The sequence below is a fragment of the Tenacibaculum larymnensis genome (assembly GCF_028829235.1).
Lineage (GTDB): Bacteria > Bacteroidota > Bacteroidia > Flavobacteriales > Flavobacteriaceae > Polaribacter > Polaribacter larymnensis.
In genome coordinates, this window is the sequence record NZ_JAIWJY010000012.1 from 41,056 (window position 1) to 62,276 (window position 21,221).

15 protein-coding genes are annotated in these 21,221 nt (G+C 31.7%); 2 read left to right on the forward strand and 13 right to left on the reverse strand.

What is annotated here, in order from left to right; genetic code table 11:
- Positions 1-49: 49 nt before the first annotated feature.
- The 5 genes from LCI24_RS15025 to porV form a co-directional block, all read right to left on the reverse strand.
- Positions 50-1,885, reverse strand: a complete 1,836-nt coding sequence (locus LCI24_RS15025) for an amino acid ABC transporter substrate-binding protein (RefSeq protein WP_274641110.1) — start codon at positions 1,883-1,885, stop codon at positions 50-52.
- A 31-nt stretch (positions 1,886-1,916) separates the two neighbouring features.
- Entirely contained in the window at positions 1,917-3,452 is a 1,536-nt protein-coding gene (gene guaA / locus LCI24_RS15030; protein ID WP_121148125.1) for a glutamine-hydrolyzing GMP synthase, read from the reverse strand.
- A gap of 71 nt (positions 3,453-3,523) precedes the next feature.
- On the reverse strand, positions 3,524-4,588 hold the full coding sequence (locus LCI24_RS15035) for a 3-oxoacyl-ACP synthase III family protein (RefSeq protein ID WP_274641111.1): 1,065 nt from the start codon (positions 4,586-4,588) through the stop codon (positions 3,524-3,526).
- 173 nt (positions 4,589-4,761) lie between these two features.
- On the reverse strand, positions 4,762-5,244 hold the full coding sequence (cdd, locus tag LCI24_RS15040; RefSeq protein ID WP_274641112.1) for a cytidine deaminase: 483 nt from the start codon (positions 5,242-5,244) through the stop codon (positions 4,762-4,764).
- 81 nt (positions 5,245-5,325) lie between these two features.
- The gene (porV, locus tag LCI24_RS15045) at positions 5,326-6,420 is read right to left on the reverse strand and encodes a type IX secretion system outer membrane channel protein PorV (protein WP_121148133.1); all 1,095 of its coding nucleotides are present in this window, start codon (positions 6,418-6,420) and stop codon (positions 5,326-5,328) included.
- 374 nt (positions 6,421-6,794) lie between these two features.
- Between porV and gldJ the strand changes: the two genes are divergently transcribed.
- Together gldJ and LCI24_RS15055 are read left to right on the forward strand one after the other, a co-directional pair.
- Entirely contained in the window at positions 6,795-8,495 is a 1,701-nt protein-coding gene (gene gldJ, locus LCI24_RS15050) for a gliding motility lipoprotein GldJ (protein ID WP_274641113.1), read from the forward strand.
- 65 nt (positions 8,496-8,560) lie between these two features.
- Positions 8,561-9,814, forward strand: coding sequence for a UDP-N-acetylmuramoyl-tripeptide--D-alanyl-D-alanine ligase (locus LCI24_RS15055; protein WP_274641114.1), 1,254 nt, complete (start codon positions 8,561-8,563; stop codon positions 9,812-9,814).
- On the opposite strand, the gene LCI24_RS15060 is transcribed toward LCI24_RS15055, so the two are convergent.
- The 8 genes from LCI24_RS15060 to LCI24_RS15095 form a co-directional block, all read right to left on the reverse strand.
- Complete coding sequence (locus tag LCI24_RS15060) at positions 9,811-10,662, reverse strand: N-acetylglucosamine kinase (protein ID WP_274641115.1); 852 nt, start codon at positions 10,660-10,662, stop codon at positions 9,811-9,813. The genes LCI24_RS15055 and LCI24_RS15060 overlap by 4 nt on opposite strands.
- A gap of 162 nt (positions 10,663-10,824) precedes the next feature.
- Positions 10,825-12,729 (reverse strand): polysaccharide biosynthesis protein, encoded by a 1,905-nt coding sequence (locus LCI24_RS15065; protein ID WP_274641116.1) that lies wholly within the window; start codon positions 12,727-12,729, stop codon positions 10,825-10,827.
- A gap of 58 nt (positions 12,730-12,787) precedes the next feature.
- A complete protein-coding gene (locus tag LCI24_RS15070; protein WP_125344736.1) occupies positions 12,788-13,303 on the reverse strand; it encodes a DUF2892 domain-containing protein in 516 nt (171 codons plus the stop codon).
- Between the two features lie 61 nt (positions 13,304-13,364).
- Complete coding sequence (locus LCI24_RS15075) at positions 13,365-16,511, reverse strand: cytochrome c biogenesis protein CcsA (RefSeq protein ID WP_274641117.1); 3,147 nt, start codon at positions 16,509-16,511, stop codon at positions 13,365-13,367.
- Between the two features lie 105 nt (positions 16,512-16,616).
- Entirely contained in the window at positions 16,617-17,495 is an 879-nt protein-coding gene (locus tag LCI24_RS15080; RefSeq protein WP_274641118.1) for a phosphatidylserine decarboxylase, read from the reverse strand.
- A 5-nt stretch (positions 17,496-17,500) separates the two neighbouring features.
- Entirely contained in the window at positions 17,501-19,564 is a 2,064-nt protein-coding gene (scpA, locus tag LCI24_RS15085; RefSeq protein WP_274641119.1) for a methylmalonyl-CoA mutase, read from the reverse strand.
- A complete protein-coding gene (locus LCI24_RS15090; protein ID WP_274641120.1) occupies positions 19,557-20,903 on the reverse strand; it encodes a methylmalonyl-CoA mutase subunit beta in 1,347 nt (448 codons plus the stop codon). Before LCI24_RS15090 ends, scpA begins: the two co-directional genes overlap by 8 nt.
- Complete coding sequence (locus tag LCI24_RS15095; protein ID WP_121148165.1) at positions 20,903-21,220, reverse strand: FtsB family cell division protein; 318 nt, start codon at positions 21,218-21,220, stop codon at positions 20,903-20,905. The genes LCI24_RS15090 and LCI24_RS15095 overlap by 1 nt, the downstream gene beginning before the upstream one ends.
- Position 21,221 lies beyond the last annotated feature (1 nt).

A 21,221-nucleotide genomic window follows, 5' to 3' on the forward strand; every position in this document is an offset into this window, starting at 1 on the left:
AAAAGCCAAAACTTTTAGTTTTGGCTTTTTTATTATATTAGATTAAGGTTTACCTAAGTCTACTTAAGCTTAAATCATTATTGTATTTAACAATAAATAATCCTTGATTTCCGCTACTTCCAAACATTTTTTTATGGTAGTCAAATTTATTTTCAACACGTAAAGAAACTCCTTTTTTAAAGGTTTCTGTAAGCTCATTTCCTGAAGCCAAACGCATTAAAACATCATATGTAATATCAAACCCTTTAATAGCATAGTCTGAAGGAATAGTATTATTTTTTTGTAAATATTTGTTATTGAAATCTTTCGTTTCTAAGGCGTCTTCGTCTGAATAAGTGTTAGAAACGTAAGTAAAATTGATGCTGGAAAGCTTATTATTATCAATCTTATCATAAGCGTTACCTTTGCTAGTAGCAAATACTTGAACTTTAGTTTCATCAGGTAAGCTAATCATACTATTTAAAGCATCAGCAACAACTACATTATCTTCTGAAGCAAAGATTACCCAGTTATGTCTTTTAGAAGACATCTTACTTGTAAAACGCTCTCTTTTTATATAACCTTTTTCTGGTTTTAAAACATGTATATTATTAATACTATCATGTTTTTTTAGTTCAGAAATAATTTTAGAAACCCTCGTGTTCGTTTCTTTTTGATTATCACTAACAATAAAAATTTCTTGATCTTTATAGCTGTCTTTTAAATAAGAAGCTAAATAACTCACATAATTATCTTTTTCAGGTGAAGTTTTAACTAATTTAGAAGAAGAGAATTTACTTTGTTTACTAGAGTAATGAGGAAAAACTACAGGTGCATTTACATCGCGAGCAACAACTTCAGCTTTATCAGAGTAAAAAGGACCAATAACTACATCAGTATTTTCTAGTTTTTTGTCTTTTAATATAGTTGCTATATTTTTTCCTCTGTTTCCTGTATCGAAAACATTAACTTTTACTTGTACTCCTTGCTTTTTAATAGAGTCAATAGCTATCTCTGCTCCAAGATAAAAGTCAGTAACCATATTTGCTAATTGGTTTCCTTCAAAAATATCTTTACTTGATTGAGAGTTATACTCGTCAGCTTTAAATGGAAGTAAAATAGCAAGGTTTATAGAAGTATCTGTTTGAACAGAATCTTTATAAAAAGTATAATTCTCTTTTTTACTTACTTCTTCAATAGGTTTAATTTTTAATAATTGACCTATTGATAATTTATTATCAACTAAACCTGGATATTCAGGGTTTAAACGTAATAAATCTTCTTTGGATACATTGTAGAAACGAGTTAAACTATACATAGTTTCTTTACTCTTTACAGTATGTGTTAAGAACTTTTCTAAAACTTTTTCTTTATCAATAGTAATAGTTTTCTTAACTTCCTTAACCTTTAATACCTGACCTATACTTAAATTATTACCTTGAATATTAGTGTATTCAGGATTAAATTTAATTAAGTCATCTTTGGTAATACCGTATTGTTTTGTAATACGATACACAGTTTCTCCTTTTTTAACTTCGTGAGTCTCATATTCAACAATTGTTTGTTTAAAAACAGTATCATCTTCATTAGTTTCAGGAGTTGTATCCTCAACATCATTAGTATCAGTAGTATCTACAGTTTCTTCTTCAGGAGAAGAAGTAGTAGATGAAGAAGTATTCTTTTTAATTTTAGGATTAGGTATTACAATTACCGTGTTAGCATCTGGACGTCTTCCAACATCTGGATTTAAACGTAATAAATCTTTTGTTTTCATGTCCAAGCGATCTGCAACGTCTCGCATCGTTTCTCCTTCTTGGATTTTGTAAGATACGTAACGCTTTTGCTGCCCGCATGAAACGGTAATAGTTAAAATACAAACTAATAGTAAAAACTGTAATTTCTTCATCTACTCTTTTTTTGAAATTAATAATGGATTTTTATTCCCATTCAATTGTTGCTGGTGGTTTAGAGCTAATATCATATACAACTCTATTTACACCTTTTACATTATTTATTATTTTATTTGATGTTTTTTGTAAAAACTCATAAGGTAAATTAACCCAATCTGCTGTCATACCATCTGTACTTTCTACAGCTCTTAAAGCAACTACTTTTTCGTAGGTTCTTTCATCTCCCATAACACCAACAGAGTTTACTGGTAATAAAATAGCACCTGCTTGCCATACTTTATCGTACAATCCGCTTTCTTTTAACCCGTTAATGAATACAGCATCTACCTCTTGCAAAATACGAACTTTTTCAGCGGTAATATCACCCAAGATTCTGATAGCTAAACCAGGTCCTGGAAATGGATGACGACCTAATAATTCTTTATCAATTCCCATAGAAGCACCAACTCTACGTACTTCATCTTTAAAAATCATACGTAAAGGCTCAACAACTTTCAATTTCATAAAATCAGGTAAACCGCCTACATTATGATGACTTTTAATAGTAGCTGAAGGACCTCCATTAACTGAAACTGATTCAATTACATCGGGATAAATTGTTCCCTGTGCTAGCCATTTGGCATCTTCTATTTGGTGTGCTTCATCATCAAAAACATCAATAAAAACCTTACCAATAGCTTTACGTTTTGCTTCTGGGTCACTTAATCCAGCTAGTTCATCCAAAAAACGTGCCGAAGCATCGACCCCTTTAACGTTTAACCCCATACCTTCGTATTGTTTTAATACGTCGGTAAACTCATTTTTACGTAACAATCCGTTGTTTACGAAAATACAGTGCAAATTACTTCCAATAGCTTTGTGTAGTAAAACTGCAGCTACGGTAGAATCTACTCCTCCAGATAAACCTAAAACAACTTTGTCATTACCTATCTTAGCTTTTAATTCAGCTACAGTTTCGTCAACAAATGAATCTGGTGTCCATGTTTGAGCTACCCCAGCTATATTAACTAAAAAGTTTTGTAATAATTGTTTACCATCTGTAGAATGATATACTTCTGGGTGAAATTGGATCGCATAAGTAGTCTCTCCATCAATCTTGTATGCTGCATTTTGTACATCATGAGTACTTGCTAATAATGTTCCTCCAGTAGGTAACTCTTTAATTGTGTCTGAATGACTCATCCAAACTTGACTTCCTTCAGAAATATCTTTAAAGAATTCTTCTCCTTCTTTAATAAAAGATAAGTTAGCTCTACCGTACTCACGAGTATTAGAAGGAGCTACTAAACCACCTGAAAAATGAGCTAAATATTGAGCTCCATAGCATACAGCTAATAAAGGTTTTTTACCTCTAATCTCAGATAAATCAGGATGTGGAGCTTCTTCTGAACGAACTGAAGATGGGCTTCCTGAAAGGATTACAGCTTTAAAATCGTTTAAATTTTGTGGTATTTTGTTGTAAGGGTGAATTTCACAATAAATATTTAATTCTCTTACACGGCGCGCAATTAACTGTGTGTATTGCGATCCGAAATCTAATATAAGTACGTTGTGTTGTTGCATGCGCAAAAATAGTACTTAGATTTTATATTTGCGAGAATATTTAGTAAGAAATTAAAGAGTTTTTTAAACTATTAAATTTTATAAACTATGGCATTAATATTCATGCCAGCACCTACTGATGCTAAAATAATAACATCTCCTTTTTTTACTTCTTGGTTTTCAATATTTCCTTTTAAAACTAAATCGAGTAGGGTAGGTACGGTTGCTACTGAACTATTTCCTAATTTGTGAATACTCATGGGCATTATACCTTCAGGAATTGGTTTTTTGTACAAACGATAAAAACGTTTAATAATAGCTTCATCCATTTTTTCATTGGCTTGATGGATAAATATTTTTTTTACGTCATCAATGCTTACACCACTTTTATCTAAAGCAGTTTGCATTGCTTTAGGTACATTAGTTAAAGCAAACTCATAAATTTTTCGCCCGTGCATTTTAATGTAACGAACATCTTTGTCTTTACTCTTGTCATTTGAGTTGCCAAAAAATAAATAATAGGCTTCATCTTTAGTAAAAGTTTGCGAAGCATGGCTAAGAATACCACTATCGTTTTTGTCTGTAGCTTCCACGATACAAGCGCCAGCGCCATCACTATAAATCATGGAGTCACGATCGTTCATATCTATAACCCTTGATAGTGTTTCACCTCCAATAACTAAACATTTCTTTGCAATGCCAGCCTTTATAAAAGCCTGTGCTTGAATAACACCTTCAATCCAACCAGGACAGCCAAATAGAATATCATATGCTACACAATTTGGGTTTTCAATTTGTAGTAAATGTTTTACACGAGTTGCTAAACTTGGAAGAATGTCACTTTGAATAGCGTCTTTTTTTACATCTCCAAAATTATGAGCAAAAATGATATAATCTAATTCTTCTGGATTAATATTAGCATCTTCAATTGCCTTTTTTGCCGCAAAAAAACCAAGATCTGAAGCTTTATATTCTGGTTTAGCGTATCGACGCTCTTCAATACCCGTTATCGATTTAAACTTTTCAATAATCACAGGGTTAGAATTGTCAAAGGAAGTTCCATCAGCATTTAAAAAGAAACTGTCATTAAACTTACTATTTTCTTTTTTTATTGAAGGAATAAAGGCTCCTGTTCCTGTAATTACAGATAATTTCATTCGAGATACTAATTTTTAAATGTTGAGTAGTTACAAATAAAGCATTTTTATTGACGATAACCACTTTATATACAGTCAATTTTTTAGAATTATGATATTCTTAAAAAATGAAGTGTGTTTTGTTTTTTTATAAAAAACAAATAGGCTTTTTTAAGATTTTAATGCTATAGGTGTTATAAATAGGAGCTATCAAAAGAAAAAGGCAGTAAAGATAGTAACGACTCAGTTTTCACAATTTTACCAACTTCTCCCATAAAAATAATCTCTATAGGTTGTTGTTGATTTATTTCATATTCTGATAATGTTTGACGGCATGCACCGCAAGGCCCAACAGGTTTATCTACTGTTGAGTTTTCAGAGGCTGCAGTTATAGCTATTTTTTCGACCTTCATATCAGGAAATTCAGAACCAGCTTTCCAAATAGCAACACGTTCTGCACACATACCAGAAGGGTATGCAGCACTCTCTTGATTATTACCTAAAACAATTTCACCATTATCAAGTAATATAGCAGCACCAACATTAAACTTTGAATAAGGGGCATAAGCTTTCTGTCTTGCTTCAACAGCTTTTTCCATTAAAAAGGCATCTTCGGTTGATAATTGTGAAATATTATCAAATAAAGTAGCAGTAGTGGTTACATCAATTTTTTCCATCGTAAATAAATTAGTCAAAAAAAGCAGTCGGTGAGACTGCTTTTGTATTCTGATACGAATTTATAAAAAAAATACTGTTTTTTAATAAACTTCATACAGTTCTCCTAAATCAAAAGATAAAGAAAAACGTAAAGTATTTTCTAAAGGATTATTAACTGCTGCTGTGTTTACTAAATATGATAAATCTAGAGTAAAAGCTCTTGCAGTAAACCCGGTACCTAAAGTAAAGTACTGGCGTTGTCCTTTTTCTTCACTCTCATGAAAATAACCAGCTCTAAGAGCAAAGGCGTTGTTGTATAAATATTCAGCTCCTAAAGCCCAAGTAGTTTCTTGTAATTCTTCACTAAAGCTTCTGTCTCCTAAAGAAGTAAACATTCCTTCAAACCAACCTCTTTCAGAGTTAGGGCTTGATGGGACTAATAATTTTGTGAACTCTAAGTTAAGCCCTAAAATATTTTTGTCATCAAAAATGAAGTCAAAACCACCACCAACTTTAGCGTTTGTAGGAATAAAGTTAGGAACACCAGGGCTGTATTCAACTTTTGGACCTATGTTAGATATGTTAAAACCTAACCTGTAGCGTCCGTTAAAGCTTCCATAGTTATCTTCTTTAGATTGATAATAACCAGAAACATCAACAGCAAAAGAATTAACGGCATCTAAATTAGAGTCGTTACTTCTTATTTTGTAGTTTGAATGGATGTACTTTAAACCAATTCCCATAGAAAAAGTTTCACTTAGCTTTAATGAATAAATTCCTGTGATAGCTAATTCATTAGGATTTTCTATCCCATTAGAAGTACCACTGTCATTTGTTAAAGCTACTTCTCCAAGAGAAAAATACTTTAAATCAACTCCCCAAGCTGATTTTTCGCTATACCTATTAACATAAGAACCTCCACCAACAAAAATATCATCAGTTAAGTTTCTAAGCCAAGGAGTATAATTAAGTCCTATGCTTATTTTGTTTTGATTAAATGCAGTTTTTGCAGGGTTATGAAAGATAGAAAAGGCATCTGAAGATGTTGCAACTCCAATATCCCCCATACCACCAGCACGAGCATCAGGTGTAATCAATAAAAAAGGCATTGCCGTTGTATTTATTGATGTTTGGGCTTGCGCTTTATTTTGAAGGGTAAAGCACACAAAAAATAATACGATTGATAATTTTTTCATGTAAAATTTGATTAATTGTTTAGCAAATATATAATTTTTCTTGGGGGAGTATACAACTAATAACTTTTTTTGGACTTCTTGTAATACTTAGCTTAAAAGTTTATTTATTAGTTTAATAACGTAACGTGATTACTAACATAATATTATATGTGTTGTTAGATTTAAGAGAAAAATTATTTTTTACCGTTAAAAATATTAAACTTTAACAGCCTATATTTTAATCTTTTTCTTAGATTCGTAATACTAAAGTATAAAAACTGTCGTTTGTAATCTTGCATAGACAAGGTTACTAAATGTGAATTTATAGATAAATTAGTTGTAAGAAATTAGAAATATTGTAAATTGCGACACCCTTAAAAAACAGTTAAAAATACATGAAAAGTACGTTGAAATTATTTAGTTTATTAGCGATCACTGGTTTATTAATTACTTCTTGTAAGAGTAATGGAGCTAGATCGGGTAAGTCTTCATTAACTGGTTGGAACTTTAATGATCCTAATTATGGAGGTTATTTGAAGGGAGAGTACAAAGAAGGTAAAAATGTGCCGCCAGGGATGGTTCATATTGAAGGAGGTACCTTTACTATGGGATTAGTTCAAGATGATGTTATGTTTGATTGGAATACAACTCCTCAAAAAATGCACGTTCGTACTTTCTATATGGATGAAACAGAGGTGACTAATGCAGAATATGGGTTGTTTATGCAATACACTAAAGATGTATTCCCTCCTGAAGATCCGCAGTTTAAAGATATTTATCCATCAATATTACCAGATACATTAGTATGGAGAAAAGGTTTAGGTAATACAAACTTATTATCTGAAAGTTATTTAAGACATCCTTCGTATGCAGAATATCCTGTTGTTGGGGTTAGCTGGATACAAGCCAATAAATATTGTAAGTGGCGTACTAATGCTGTTAACTTAAAGATATTAATGGATAAAGGAGTTATAAAAAACATCTTTAAGGAAGATTCAATAAGCTTTAAAGGAGAAAATAACTTTGACACAGATACATATTTAACAGACCCTTATGCCATTTTTGATGGAGATTCTACAATCTATAAAAAAGGTATCCCAGTACCAAGATCTAAAGGAGAACCTAAACCAGAAAAAGGAGCTTTTACGGGAAGACAAGTAACTTCTTCTGATGGTATATTATCTCAGAAATTTAGATTACCAACAGAGGTAGAGTGGGAATATGCAGCAAAGTCTATTTTTGAAAACCGTGAGTATAATAATATTAGAGGTAGAAAGAAGTATGCTTGGAGTGGAAAATATACTCGTGATAGAGATAAAAGAAGAAGAGGAGATCAGTTAGCTAACTTTAAACAAGGTAAAGGAGACTATAGTGGTATTGCTGGTTGGAGTAGTGATGGATCAGATATTCCTAACGCTGTTAAAAGTTATCCTCCTAATGCCTTTGGTTTATATGATATGTCTGGTAACGTATCTGAATGGGTACAAGATGTATATCGACCAATTATTGATTCAGAAGCAAATGATTTCAACTACTTTAGAGGTAATATTTTTACTAAAAAATTAATTAATGAAGATGGTAAAGTTGTTATTGTTGGTGATGGAGAAGTAGAATATGATACTCTAGAAAACGGTAGAATTGTACCTAAAGATTTACCTGGAAGTGTTAAGTATATTCCAATTACTAAAGAAGATACTTACATGAGAAGAAACTATAACTTAGCTAATAACTCTAGTTTAGGTGATGGAGACCAAGCTTCTTCTAAGTTCTACGGATTAGATAAAGATCAATTAGACCGTACTACAAGAATGTATAATTCTCCACAAAAGCCAGAAGCAGAAGTAGATACTTTAGGAAACGTTGTAAACAACTATAAGTATGACGATAAGAGAAGAACTACATTAATAAGTGATAAATCTAGAGTTTATAAAGGTGGTTCTTGGGCTGATAGAGAATATTGGTTAGATCCAGCACAAAGAAGATATTTCCCAGAATATATGGCAACGAACTATATAGGGTTTAGATGTGCTACTGATAAAATGGGACCAATGGTTTTAAACAAAAGAAAAACCGCTACACCAGATAAAGTGAAATAATATTTGAACCTAAAATTATATAAGAACCTCATTGAATCTCAATGAGGTTTTTTTATTTTTACAATATGAAGATAGAAGATTTATACAAGCTGTATATCACTCATGGTTTAGTAGATACAGATACTAGAAATATTAGAAAAAACACACTTTTTTTTGCTTTAAAAGGAGAAAACTTTAATGGAAATAAGTTTGCTGAAGAAGCGATTAATAAAGGAGCTAGTTATGCAATAATTGATGAAGTTGAGTATAAAACTTCAGAAAAACTAATTTTGGTTAAAGATGTTCTAGAAACACTTCAAGAACTAGCAAATTATCATAGAAATCAATTGAGTGCTCCTATAATTGCTTTAACAGGAAGTAATGGAAAAACAACTACAAAAGAACTAATAAATGCAGTTCTTTCAACAAAGTATAAAACAACAGCTACTTTAGGTAATTTAAACAATCATATTGGTGTACCATTAACCTTATTGTCAATGAATAAAAATACAGAGATAGGTATTGTTGAAATGGGAGCCAATCATGCAAAAGAAATTGATTTTTTATCAAGAATTGCTAATCCTGATTATGGTTATATAACAAATTTTGGGAGTGCACATTTAGAAGGGTTTGGTTCTTTAGAAGGTGTGGTAAAAGCTAAATCTGAATTGTATGATTTTTTAAGAACTCATAATAAAAAAGTTTTTGTCAATCCTACAGATGAAAAGCAATTGGAAAGAACAGAAGGTACAGAGGTAATTGCTTTTGAAGAAAGCATAAAATTTATAGAAGCAAATCCGTTTGTAAGGTTATCTTATAAAGATACTGATGTTTCAAGTAATTTAATAGGAGCATATAATTTTGCTAATATATCAGCAGCAATAACTATAGGAAACTACTTTAACGTATCATTAGAGCAAATAAAAAAAGCTATAGAGAACTATGTTCCGTCTAATAATAGGTCTCAAGTAATAAATACTGATACTAATAAAGTAATTCTAGATGCATATAATGCTAACCCTACAAGTATGAAAGCTGCTTTAGAAAGTTTTAGTAAACTACATGGTAATAATAAAACAATAATTTTAGGAGATATGTTTGAGCTTGGAGAGTATAGTTCAAAAGAGCACCAGAACATAGCAGATATGATTGAAAAACTAGATTTAAAAAAAGCTTTTCTTATAGGGGATAATTTTTATGAGACAATTACCGAGTGTAAAAAGTTTAAGAACTTTTATGAGTTTGAGGATTATATAAAGAATAACCCAATAGAAAATAGTACAATTTTAGTTAAGGGGTCAAGAGGGATGGCTCTTGAAAGAATTGTAGAGTCTTTTTAAAATGAATGATTTCGATGAAAGTCAACTAAATTATCAATTGGGCGTTGAATAACATCTGTAACGATTAAGTTATTTTTTAAAGCAACTTTTTCTAATATATCCTGAAAGTAATAAGCTATTGATCCGATAAAGTAAATTGGGGTATGTTTGTCTTTTTCAAACGGAAGAATACGATACTTAAAAAATTCTTGAACCCCTTTTTTAATCATTTTTCTGATATACTTTTCATCTTTATATTCTAGCATAAATTTAGCAAAAGAAGCCAAGTACATATTTGGGTAAGGCCTTCTATAAAGATTCATTTTTACGGTATCTGTATCAAGTTCGAAAGAAGTTTTGAAAGCCGAAGCAATTTTTTTAGGCATTTTATCGTAATAGAAATCACGTAATAATTGTTTGCCAAAATAATTTCCACTAGCTTCATCCATAATAGTATAACCTAATGAAGGAGCTGTAGTAGTTATGTTTTTGCCATCGTAATAACAACTATTTGATCCAGTTCCTAAAATGCAAACAATTCCAGGTTTGTCACCTGTACTAGCATAAACAGCGGCTAAAGTATCTTCTGAAACAAATACTGTAGCTTTTTTGAAAATGAATTTTAGAACATCTTGTAAACTTTTAGCAGCTTTAGGGCTTCCACAACCAGCTCCATAAAAATGAATCTGTAAAGTATCGTTTTGTACTTTTAATAGGTCAACAGCATTACTGATTGTATTAAGCATTTCATCCTCTGTAAGAACCGATGGATTTAAGCCAAGAGTAGTTGTTCTAAAAACTTCTTTTTTAGTATTGTCAAGAGCTATCCAATCAGCTTTAGTAGAACCACCATCGGCAATTAAAATCATATGTAGTTATTAATTAATTTAAATGCAATTAGATAAGTTTTGCGTTCCGTATCGTTATATAATTCATTCTTTGTAGAATACAAGAAAAATCTTATTATAGTATTAGTATCGTTAAAACAATTCTTAAAAGCTTGAGTAATTATTTTTTTCAAACGTTAGAACTTAATTTTTAGCGGCATTGTCTAACTTTTCGTAAACTGAATTATTTGATTTATACTCAGGAACGATTTCTTTTATTAGTTGAACCGTTTGATAATTGTTGTGATTTTTGTTTGATAAACAAAGTTCTTTAATTTTTGTTTCAACAATGGTATAATCGATTAATTGATTCTTTGCTATCATAATCTTTTCATGATATGTGGGGCTAGTATTTTCACCATCAGCTAAGAGTTCTTCATACAGCTTTTCTCCAGGTCGTAAACCGGTAATTTTTATATCTATATCATCAGGAAAGTTTAAGCCTGATAAATGAATCATTCTTTTAGCAATATCATATATCTTTACAGATTTCCCCATGTCAAAAATATAAATCTCACCACCATTTCCCATTGTTCCAGCTTCTAAAACTAATCTACAGGCTTCAGGGATAGTCATAAAATACCGGGTAATGTCTTTATGAGTAACAGTTAATGGCCCTCCATTTTCTATTTGACGTTTAAAAAGAGGTATAACCGATCCATTAGAACCTAATACGTTACCAAAACGAGTAGTTGTAAATTTTGTTGTATGGTTATCAGAGTTACTTAAACAGCTTATATACATTTCAGCAACACGTTTTGTAGCTCCCATAACATTTGTCGGGTTTACAGCTTTATCGGTAGAAACCATTACAAAACGATCAACATTGTATTTTGTTGATAAATCGGCAATGTTTTTTGTTCCCCCGATATTTATTTTTACAGCTTCATAAGGACTCATTTCCATTAAAGGAACGTGCTTATAAGCAGCTGCATGAAATACTTTTTGAGGTTTAAACTCTTCAAATATCTCGTTCATTCTTTTTTTATCTCTTACGTCAGCAACTATAGAAGTGAAATTTTTACGCCCTTTTTGAATTAGTTCTTGTTGAAGATCATAGAGAGGAGATTCAGCTTGATCTATTAGTACTAAATGTTTGTGATTATAAATACTTAATTGACGAGAAATTTCAGAGCCAATTGAACCAGCAGCACCTGTGACTAAAATAATTTTATTGTTGACTTCTCTTTTAACAATAGGGTTGTCAATAGAAATAGGTTTTCTATCTAGTAAATCCTCAATTTTAATTTGTTTAATTTGATTCGCTTCTAAATCACCATCAATCCATTTTGATAATGGAGGAACAATTTTTACGTCAACACTTAAAGCTAATAAGTTATCAGTAAGGTATAATAGTTTTTCTGATTTAATATTTTGAATAGAAATAATTACTTCGTCAATTTTTTTTTCTTTAACAAAGTTCTTGTCTATTCTTTTTCCATCGTAAATCTTAATTCGATCTAACTTTTTGCCTACCTTTTTGTGGTCATCATCAATGAAGCCTACAACTTCATACTTGTTTTTTGTGTCTCTATTTAAAGCACCATAAGTAATCAAGCCAGAGTCTCCAGCACCATATATTAAAACATTCGTAATAGACTTAAGTTCTGTAGAAACAATTTCATAAAAAGCCTTAAAAATAAAACGACTAATTACTAGAACAAGTACAGAAATCAAATAATGAATAATAATTATTGATTTAGGAATTGTAAAATTAGGAAATATATTTAAAGCACTGTTAAATAAAACAATACATGTAGTAATAAATGAAAGTAAAGTAACACCTACAAATACATTAAAAGCATCTCTTGTTCCTGTGTGTCTAACTATACCTTTATATGAACCAACAATTAGAAAGCTAATAAGGGCTATAGTAGCTATAAATGGAAGTTGTTTGTATAAGTTGTTAACATCAAAGTTTAAACTAGCATTGAAACGGACAGTGTAGGCTAAAATGAATGATATACAAACTAAGACGATATCTATAATTAAAACAAGCCATCTTGAAGCGTACTTATCAAAAGCTTTTAAAAACAAACCTCTAATCATTGATGATTTTTGTTAGTAAGTAAAATTACGAAATATATAATAAAAACTTAAAAAAATGTTAAATCTTCTTCATTTGTTGCTTCATCATTTGCATTTGCTCTTTAAGCATTCCATGTTTATCTAGCTTTTTAGCTTCTGCCATTAAGTTCGTAGCTTCTCTCTTTCTGCGTTTAGTCATTGCTATACCAGCTAACTGTAATTTAGCCATAGCTAAATCATGATCCATAGCTAAACCTAATTTAACAGCTTTCTTTAAATATTTTTCAGCTTGAGTTATGTTCGTTTGAGACAACATAATTCCGTGTAAGTAGTTATAGTAACCTTCTTGCTTTTTCGTTAAAGCAGCAGAAGGATTTTTAATATATCCTAACCATTTTTGAGCTCCAGCAAAGTTTTGTTTACGTAGCTGTAAAAAGGCCAAAAGAATAAATTCGTTTTTAAAATAAAATAAAATAAACAGCCCAGCAAGTAGAAGTATAGATATACCGTTCATGATGTGCCCTTGTGTAAATTCATACACTGACCATACAGTTATTAAGGCAGCTAATACTAATTTTATATTTTTATTGAACATAATTGTTTTTTCTTTTTATCGGTTTGCAAAAATACATTTTTTTAACAGAAAAACTGCCAAGTTACTTCTTGTAATACTTTTTATTCTTTACCCAAGCTAGAACTCCTATGATACTAACAAAAGCTATAGAGTAATATACTGAAGTAGGGGTGATTACTTTATCACCACTAGCATACGAATGTAGTCCTGATAAATAGAAGTTTACCCCAAAGTAAGTCATCATAATAGAAGCAAAAGCTATAATTGACCATAAGTTGAAGGTATATCTTCCTCGTAAACCTGGAATTAACCTCATGTGTAAAACAAAGGCATATACCATAATTGAAATTAAAGCCCAAGTTTCTTTAGGGTCCCAACCCCAGTAGCGTCCCCAACTCTCGTTAGCCCACATACCTCCTAAAAAGTTACCAATGGTAAGCATTACTAGGCCTACGGTTAATGCCATTTCATTAATAACAGTTAATTCTTTAATATGTAGATCCATTTTCTTTTTATTCTTTTCATTAGTGAAAATGATTAAGAATAAAGAAAAGATTCCTAAAATCATTCCCATAGCAAATGGACCATAACTAGCTACAATTACAGAAACGTGAACATATAGCCACCAAGAGTTTAATACAGGTTGAAGGTTGGCAATCTCAGGGTCTAACCAGTTTTGATGCGCAAACATCAAAATAACTGAAACTAAAAATGTGGTAGCAGCAATAGTTAATGAAGATTTCTTTCCTAGGATCAATCCAAATAACATGGTTGCTAAGCCAACAAAAATAATGGACTCATAAGCATTACTCCAAGGAGCATTTCCACTTATGTACCAACGGGCAGTTAACCCTAAAACGTGAAAGACAAATAAGAAAATTACAATACCTATTAATACTTTTACTACACTGTTAACCCAAGGTTTATTGTTGAAAATTTGTAAGAAAACAAATACAATTAAAACTAAACTTACATATCCGTAAGATTTAGAAAGTTTAACAAAAATGTTTAGTTTGTTATAAGCTATTTCTAAATCGATTTTATCTTTTGCAGGGATAACTTCAGAACCAAATTTTTGTTGAAACTTCTTAATTCCGTTTAGAACTTTGTTAGTTTCAGTGTAATTTCCTGACTTTTTTGAAGCTTGTAATAATTGTAAATAAACAGGTAATGATTGACGTACAAAAACAGAGTCTGTTCCTTTAAAGTTAGCTTTTAGCGTTTCTGGTTGAGATACCCATTTGTTGTTTTCATCATTTGGAATAGGGTAGATGCGTAACATACCACCTCCTAAAGCCTGAGATAGTAACCAAACTCTTCGTTCAATCTTTATAATATCTTTTTCAAACTTATTTTGAATTTTTTTCTTTTCAGCTTCAACTACTAATTTGCTAATTTTTGAAGAGCCATCTTTATTATAGAAATCAATAAAACGAGCATATTCAGCATCTTCAGGTACACCTAAAATTTCTCTAATTTGTGTGTTCCCTTTTTCTAGATATACAAAAGGAACATTAAGCCAAAGCATTGGGTTTTCAGTAATAGAAAGTAAAATTTGGCTTGGGTCTAAATCTTTAAATTTATCAACATGCGCTACTTTCCTCACTAATTCAGAAGCAAAAGTATGAGCAGGTTTCATGCGTCCACCAGCATCTTGAATAACTAAAGAACTAAACAAAGCAGCGTGTTTGTCATCTACTTTATTAGTTGTTAAAATAGAATCAATTTGAGCTTCAGTAATTTGTTTTGGCTCATGTGTTTGGTGTTGACCAAAACTAACTAAAGAAAATAACAAAGCAATAACAGATAGTTTAGCTTTTTTATTTCGGATTTTTACTAATGATTGTTTTAAATCATCAAAGCGAGTGTTTTTGACAAACAACGAAGCTACCAACCCGAAGAATAATAAAAAGTATCCGATATAGGTAATCCATGTACCCCAGAAATCGTGGTTTACCGATAAATGTGTTTGTTCGTGCTCTCCCTCAATTTTATAACTCGATTGGAAGAACTTATAACCTCCGTAATCTAAAATATGATTCATAAAAATTCTATAATCGAAAGTTTCATTAGGTGCTATTACGGTAATTTCACTAGCATAAGCAGCAGCACTTTCCGAACCAGGATACTTTTCTAACTGAAAGTCATTTAGTTTTATACTAAAAGGAGTTTGTAGTAATTTAGCACCATACCAAGCTCTAAAGTTTAATTCACCAATACTAAATTGTTGTTGGTTATCAACATTAAACTTTCCACCGTAAAACTCAACACGCTTAGTTTCTCCGTTAGCAGTAACATCAAAAATTACAGTGTCATATTTTTTATCGTCTTTTTTACCTCTTACAGTTTTTATTTCTCCTTTCTCTGGAGATTTAGGAACTACAAATTGTAGACCATTTACATTATGAAGTGTTAGCAGTTGAAAGTGTTGCGCACTATCTTTAACTATTAAACCTTTTTTCTGGTCAGCCATTCTAAACCAATCACCATCATTTTTAGAAAGCATTTTTAAGCTACCATCTTCATAAAAGAAGTTAATTGAAGCCGCTTCTTTATTAGGAGCTTCAAAACCTACTAAAATGTTATGAATGTTCTCTATAGTTCCTTTTTTAATGTAGTGTTCATGTCTACTTCCGTCAGAACTTTCTACAAAAAACAAGTGTTCAGTTCCGTTTTCATCTAAAACCATTTTTGTTTCAGACCAAGGAATATAGTCCACTAAATTAAAAATAACTTCATGTTTTTTTCCTCCTTTTTCAGGTTGGAAGTTTTCTTTAAAGTTTACCGAGTTATCTCCCCAAGCAGATAAAAGTAACTTGTTAGCAGTGGTTTTTTGAAACTCGCTATTATCAATTATTACATTTAAATATGTGTGTTCTGAATAAAATTGGTTGGTTGTTTCTCCTTCGTCAATAACCATTAAACCTTCATAACTAATATAACGAGTAATACCAGCTCCAATTAAGATTAAAAGAAAAGAAACGTGAAATAACAATACTGACCATTTTTCTTTTTTATATAACCTGTACCTAAAAATGTTTCCGAAAAAATTGATAACAAAAAACACCATTATTAACTCAAACCACCAAGTGTTGTAGATTAGTGCTTTAGAAGTTTGTGTTCCGTAATCGTTTTCAATAAAAGTTGCAACTCCCATGGCAATGGCAAAAGCAAAAAATAAAACGGCCATTAAACGGGTAGAGTAGAGGGTATCTAAGATTTTTTTCATCAGTAAATCTGCTAAGTATAAAACGACGCAAATTTACGGATTAAAGCTTTAATCGCCTTATGAAATCAATCATTTTTAAAAGGTAAAATGTTAAATTTATGAAGGTTAATTTCCAATTCGTTCTCCCATTTTAACAAAGGTTTCCATTCTGTTTTTAGTGTTAGCTAAAATATCTTCGTCAATAGTGATTTTTGAGCTATCAACCAATAATACAATAGTAGACCCTCCAAAAGCAAAATATCCCATCTCATCACCTTTTTTAACCTCCGTATTTGGGGTGTAGGTTTCTATGATGCTTCCAACCATCGTAGCGCCCACAGGGGCAATGATAATATCTCCTTTGTTGTGTGTTTTTAAAGTGCAGAATTCTCTTTTGTTTTCACAGAATACTCTGGTGAAGTTAGCAGCTAGGGCATAAGGTGATACTGAAAAATAACGTCCTTTAATTTTTGTTACATTAGAAGGAATTCCGTCGTAAGGGAAATGGTAACGATGATAATCATTAGGAGCCAATCGAAGTATAATTAAAGAATCGTCTTTATGCTTTGTGGCTAGTTCTTTGTTGTCTAAAAATTCTTCTAAGGTGAATTTTCTCCCTTTAACAAAGAAGTTTTGAATATCTGAAATATTTTTAAAGGCTAACATTTTTCCGTCACCAGGAGAAACAAAACCTTCTTCAATAGGGCGAGCGTCAGATTTTAACTTTCGATAGAAAAAATCATTAAAAGAAATATAATCTTCTGAAGGTCTTTCAGCTTCGCTCATGTCAATTTGAAGCTCTCTAACAAAACTGTTTATTTTGTTAATAGAGTTGGGTTTGTTCATGAGTTTACCGTACCACGATGATAAAAATTTACGTTTAACCAATGGCAATAAAGCCATTTTACCAAACGGATTGTTGTATAGCAATTTTAAGTACCCTTCACCAGGAGGGTTTTCGGTAATTATTTTACCTGTTTTTCTATCAATGAATTTTATTTTCATAACCGTTATTCTTCGGTACTATCAATTAAAATAGTTAACATGTCAATAGCAGCTTGTGCAATTTTAGTTCCTGGGCCAAAAACACCTACGGCACCAGCATCAAACAAGAATTGGTAGTCTTGTGCAGGGATTACACCACCAACAATAACCATAATATCTTCACGGCCATATTTTTTAAGTTCAGCAATAACCTGAGGAACTAAGGTTTTGTGTCCTGCAGCTAATGATGAAATTCCTAAAATATGGACATCATTTTCTATAGCTTGTTTGGTAGCTTCTTGCGGAGTTTGGAATAAAGGGCCTATATCTACATCAAAACCTAAGTCGGCATATCCTGTAGCTACTACTTTAGCTCCACGATCGTGACCGTCTTGTCCTAATTTAGCAATCATAATACGTGGACGACGTCCTTCTAACTCAGCAAATTTATCAGCTAGTTCAGTAGCCTTTTTAAATAACTCGTCATCTTTTATTTCTTTACTATACACGCCAGATATGGTTTTATGTACTGCTTTATGACGTCCGAAAATAGTTTCAAGGGCGTCAGAAATTTCACCTAATGTAGCTCTGTTTCTCGCAGCTTTTACTGCTAAATCTAATAAATTTCCTTCACCTGTTTTAGCAGATTCAGTTAAATCGCTCAATGTTTTATCAACTTCAGCTTGATTTCGCTTCGATTTTAAATTGTTTAGTCTATCAATTTGAGATTGACGAACAGCTTCGTTATCAACTTCTAAAATATGTAAAGGATCTTCTTGTTCTAGTTGATATTTATTAACACCAACAATAACATCTTGACTACTGTCAATTTTGGCTTGTTTTATGGCAGCAGCTTCTTCAATACGCATTTTAGGAATCCCTTTTTCAATAGCTTTGGTCATTCCTCCTAATTCTTCAACTTCTTGAATTAATTCCCAAGCTTTGTTGGCAATTTCTTCGGTAAGTTTTTCAACATGATAACTACCAGCCCAAGGATCAACCGTTTTTGTAATATGGGTTTCTTGTTGTAGATATATTTGTGTGTTACGAGCAATACGGGCTGAAAAATCGGTAGGTAAGGCAATTGCTTCGTCTAAAGCGTTGGTATGTAAACTTTGTGTACCTCCGAATGCAGCAGCCATAGCTTCAATTGCGGTACGGGCCACATTGTTAAAAGGATCTTGCTCAGTTAAACTCCATCCACTAGTTTGACAGTGAGTTCTTAATGCTAGCGATTTTGGGTTTTTAGGGTTGAATTGTTTTACCAATTTAGCCCATAACATTCTACCTGCACGCATTTTGGCAATTTCCATAAAATGATTCATTCCGATAGCCCAGAAAAAAGATAGGCGAGGAGCAAAGGTGTCGATATCCATTCCAGCTTCCAATCCTTTTTTTATGTATTCTAATCCGTCAGCTAAAGTGTATGCTAATTCAATTTCTGCTGTAGCACCAGCTTCTTGCATGTGGTAACCAGAAATAGAAATTGAATTAAACCTAGGCATATTTTCAGAAGTATATCTAAAAATATCAGCAATAATTTTCATTGAGGGAGTAGGTGGGTAAATGTAAGTGTTACGCACCATAAACTCTTTTAATATATCGTTTTGAATAGTTCCTGATAATAATTCAGGAGCTACACCTTGTTCTTCGGCTGCTACAATATAAAATGCCAAAATTGGTAAAACGGCTCCGTTCATAGTCATAGAAACCGACATTTTATCTAGCGGAATCTGATCGAATAAGACTTTCATGTCTTCAACAGAATCAATAGCAACCCCAGCTTTTCCAACATCACCTTGTACACGTTCATGGTCTGAGTCGTATCCTCGGTGCGTAGCTAAATCAAAAGCAACTGATAATCCTTTTTGACCTGCAGCTAAATTTCTACGGTAAAAAGCATTACTTTCTTCTGCAGTAGAAAAACCTGCATATTGACGAATTGTCCAAGGTCTACGAACATACATAGTGGAGTATGGTCCACGTAAGTTAGGAGCGATACCTGCAACAAAATCTTCATGTTTAAAGCTTTTGTTTTGCTGTTCTTGGCTTTTGTCTATTTGTATGTTTGATATATCTTTTCTACTCATTTTCTAAACGTTCTTGTTCTAGCTTTTCGGCTAATCGTTTTTGGATAATAGGTTGAATTAGGGTTTTTTCATTACGAATTTTCAAGAAAGGAGAAACTTCTAAATCGTTTTTCATCTTATCTTCTTCGTTTTGAATTTTGTTTGTGCCAAGTAATACTAACTCTCCTGAATCGAATAATTGTTGTTCTTTATCCGCAGTTTCTTTTATTTTTCTTTGGATAACTCCTTCTTTTAGTTGTTTTAAAAAACCACCGCCTTTCTCTATTAACTTAAAGACTTCTAGTGCTTTTTGAGCAAGTTGTTGAGTGATTGTTTCGATATAATATGCACCGTCAGCAATATTTTGAGCTTCTGCTAACTCACTTTCTTGTTGTAAAATTAATAGCTGATTTCTTGAAATACGTTCTCCAAATTCATTTGAATGATGAAAAATTTTATCATAGGAGCTATTGGCTACAGTATTTGCTCCTCCTAAAATAGCGCTCATACACTCTGAAGTTGTACGAAGCATATTTACATTATAGTCATATAAGGTTTTGTTACGTAAACTAGGTTGAGCAAAAATATGAGCAGTAGCTTTGGTGTTGTATTCGTTTAATAAAGAATCCCATAAAATCCTAAAAGCTCTTAGTTTGGCGATTTCAAAAAAGTAATTGCTACCTACTGAAAAATTAAAGTGAATATTGTTAGCAATTGAACTTCCGAAATGATTCAAATATTCATTTGCATGTGCAAGTGTGTATGCTAATTGTTGAACAATCGAGGCTCCTGCATTTTGATAAGTAGAAGCGTTAACACAAATGGAATTTTGAGTTACTTTTGCTATTTCTTCTAATTGGGTATGGTCATTTTTAAGATTAGAATACCAATTTCCTGAGCTAGCTAAGTGTCCTATAATATCAATGTTAAAAAAGCAATTGTCTGAGTTTGTATAATCAGCTAGTTCTTTAACGAATTCTGATGATAAAAAATCAAAAGTAAAGTAAAGTGTAGTTTTTTGAGTGTCAATTCCTTTTAATAAGGCATTGTAGTCAAACTCTTTTTTAGCAATGAATTCAATAGCACTAGCTCCTCTTTTAAGAGAGTCGATAGCAAACGCATTTGCTTTTTCTTCATCTTCAATATTGATAGATTGGCAAATGGTAAAACCTTGCTTGGAAGTTTTTACTCTAATATTAGTTCTATCTTCTTTAGTGTAAAAAGGTTTTACAGTAATACTCTCTTCAGTTTTCCATAAAAGAGTGTCGTTATAATCGGCACCTTTAAGGTCTACTTGTATTTTTTGTTTCCATTCTGCAGGGGTAACACCTTGAAATTCGTCAAATAAATAGTTACTCATTACTTTTTTATGGTATCAAATTCAATAATATAAATATCTTCATCTTCTTTCTTCATTAAGTACTTTTCTCTAGCATAGCGTTCTAGTTGAAGAGAGTCTTGTAGTTGTTGTATGGTTTTTTTGTCTTTCTTGATTTTTTTTTCATGATAATCAATCCAGCTTTTTAACTCATTAATTTCTTTATTAAACTCTCTATGTGTAAGGTAAGAATTTTCATCAAAAAAAAGCATCCATACCACAAATACAGTAAGTATAATCACATAAATATTAGTGGCTATTTTAAAGGAAGGTTTGTTTTTTATTGATTTAAAACTCATG